At 34.9% G+C, this 2,326-nt stretch carries 3 protein-coding genes; 2 read left to right on the top strand and 1 reads right to left on the bottom strand.

Going from position 1 to position 2,326, the window contains the following annotated elements; genetic code table 11:
* Positions 1-155 precede the first annotated feature (155 nt).
* Positions 156-770, bottom strand: a complete 615-nt coding sequence (locus KHM83_RS19485; RefSeq protein ID WP_213238709.1) for a hypothetical protein — start codon at positions 768-770, stop codon at positions 156-158.
* A 239-nt stretch (positions 771-1,009) separates the two neighbouring features.
* Here KHM83_RS19485 and KHM83_RS19480 point away from each other — a divergent pair, with 239 nt between their 5' ends.
* Complete coding sequence (locus tag KHM83_RS19480) at positions 1,010-1,264, top strand: type II toxin-antitoxin system Phd/YefM family antitoxin (RefSeq protein ID WP_213238708.1); 255 nt, start codon at positions 1,010-1,012, stop codon at positions 1,262-1,264.
* Positions 1,257-1,514: a Txe/YoeB family addiction module toxin gene (locus KHM83_RS19475; protein ID WP_213238707.1), complete on the top strand. Its 258-nt coding sequence runs from the start codon at positions 1,257-1,259 to the stop codon at positions 1,512-1,514. The genes KHM83_RS19480 and KHM83_RS19475 overlap by 8 nt, the downstream gene beginning before the upstream one ends.
* Positions 1,515-2,326 lie beyond the last annotated feature (812 nt).

Genomic DNA, 2,326 nt, shown 5'->3' with positions numbered 1-2,326 from the left:
AAGTTCTGATAATATAATTTTATCATTTTTTGACCTGATATTTACAGGTTTGTTTAGCATGCCCTAAATTCAGCCGGAATACTATTTTTGATCAGATACTTGACAAGAATTAGCTGGTTTAGACGAAGCTTTTAAATCTTTTTATGTGCGTTGACTTAATCATGATGCTCAATAATTTGTTTTAATATGTTTCCATATTCATTCAAATTGTATATAACAGAACCCAATTTTACTACTTTGCCCTCTTTCATTTGAGCCTTTGTGGATCCGGAATAATCAAATAATCCTATTGAATATAGATGACTTATTACACTAGAATCATATTTTTCACCATCATTGGAAAATCGTACATCATTGATACTCTTCAACGTTTTTAAAAACTTATAATATGATTTAGAAACTATGCTACTTAAATATAAAAATTCATCCTTATCTAATTCACCTGCAACATAATAATTGAACAATATTGCAATTAGTTTGATTTTTTCGTCATCATCTGTTGAGTCAATTATATAAACCAATTTTTTCGAAATCTTATAGCACTCATCAACATCAGAGAATTTTTCTCTCCACTTTATATTTTCATCAACATTATCTATGAATTCTCTTATCTTTTCTAGGAATATTCTATCTTGAATACTTTTTCCTGTCTTAATGGCACTGAATGCCGGACCAACTATTGGTAAGTCTTTTAAAATTCCTTCATCTAAAAAGTAATCCAGTGTATATTCTCCATAACTTTCAATTATAGATAATGTGTCGTTATTCATCAATGCTCCTCCATATGTACTTGATTTAAAAGTTTTGTCTAACGTTCCCGCGATTCCCGATGTTCCTTCCTTTTAACGCCTCAGCGGAAAAAGTGGCGCGGTGCTTGCCTCGCAAGTGCCGTGACATCGGAAGGAATGTTGGGAATCGGCGTGTTATGTGATGCTAGCAATCTTCCTCACGGATATACAATTGATTTTTCGTACAATCTATTGTACAATTATTGTATGGAGGTGATAGCATGATCGCTGTACCAAGTTCACAAGTACGAAGCCATTTTAAAGAAATCTGCGATAAAGTTGTCAACGACGTTGAATCTGTTATCATTACTAGAACACGTGGTGAAAATGTCGTCCTTATGTCCGAAGATGAATACAACAATATGATGGAAAATTTCCGCATTTTCAGTAATCCAGATATTTATAATAAAATCAAGTCAGGTATTGATCAAATTGAAAACAGCAAATTTTCTAAAAGAGATTTGCTAGATGAATAAATTCTTCTCTGACGACGGATGGAACGATTATTTATATTGGCAGAAAAATGACAAGGCTAAAATTAAAAGGATCAACGACTTAATAAAAAGTATTGAACGCGATGGTTATTCTACTGGCATTGGTAAACCTGAACCGCTTCGTCACAATCTTAGTGGTTATTGGAGTAGAAGAATTAATGATGAACATCGACTCATTTACAAAGTTGACGATAATAATATTTATATTGCTTCGTGTAAAGACCATTATTAATGTGGTCTTTCTTTTATTTGCATTTTAAGATTGCTCGTTTCACATAACGTTCCCGCGATTCCCGATGTTTCTGAGCTCCGCTTTCACACTGCAATTTCTACTTCAATTTCTTCTTTATCTATCTTAACGGTACCAACTTCATAAAATCTACGGAGATTGGCAGCATAGTTGCCTCTCACATGAAAGAGCATTCTTTCATTCCATACACCGCCTTCATTATCGCCACCGCAACTGTGATGCCAAAGGAAATGTTGGGAATCGGCGTGTTAACGGATGTTGCCTTTTCCGGTTTTAATATCAGTCAGAACGAATCCATGTTGAACCTAACCCTTTTTAGACGCCACTTAGCGATTGTCACTGCGCTTCTAATTGTGAGCTGAGTGGCGGCAACACCCTAGACTCTTAACCTAAACTTCTGGCATTGCACAACTTAACCAATTCTGATCGTGAATCTGTCAATGACTCCATTGTATAAATAGTTAAGATAACAATGACGCTTTTTTGCTGCTGCCATCTTATACAAAATAAATTTCTCTATTTTATTACATCGTAAATATAATTCTTCCACAATTTCCGTTAACGTTCCCGCGATTCCCGATGTTCCTTCCTTTTAACGCCTCAGCGGAAAAAGTGGCGCGGTGCTTGCCTCGCAAGCAGTGTGACATCGGAAGGAATGTTGGGAATCGGCGTGTTAGGTGAAGTTATCATCAATTCTATGTATGTGTTTATTTCATTATTTTATTTTCTATATTCTTAACAATATTATCTGGAATATGGTCAGCGATAATATATGTTCCAGCATAACCAATTAA

The sequence above is a fragment of the Fusibacter paucivorans genome (assembly GCF_018390735.1).
GTDB lineage: Bacteria > Bacillota > Clostridia > Peptostreptococcales > Acidaminobacteraceae > Fusibacter > Fusibacter paucivorans.
Note: the sequence above shows the minus strand (reverse complement) of the source record. Positions and strands in the feature narration are given on the sequence as shown.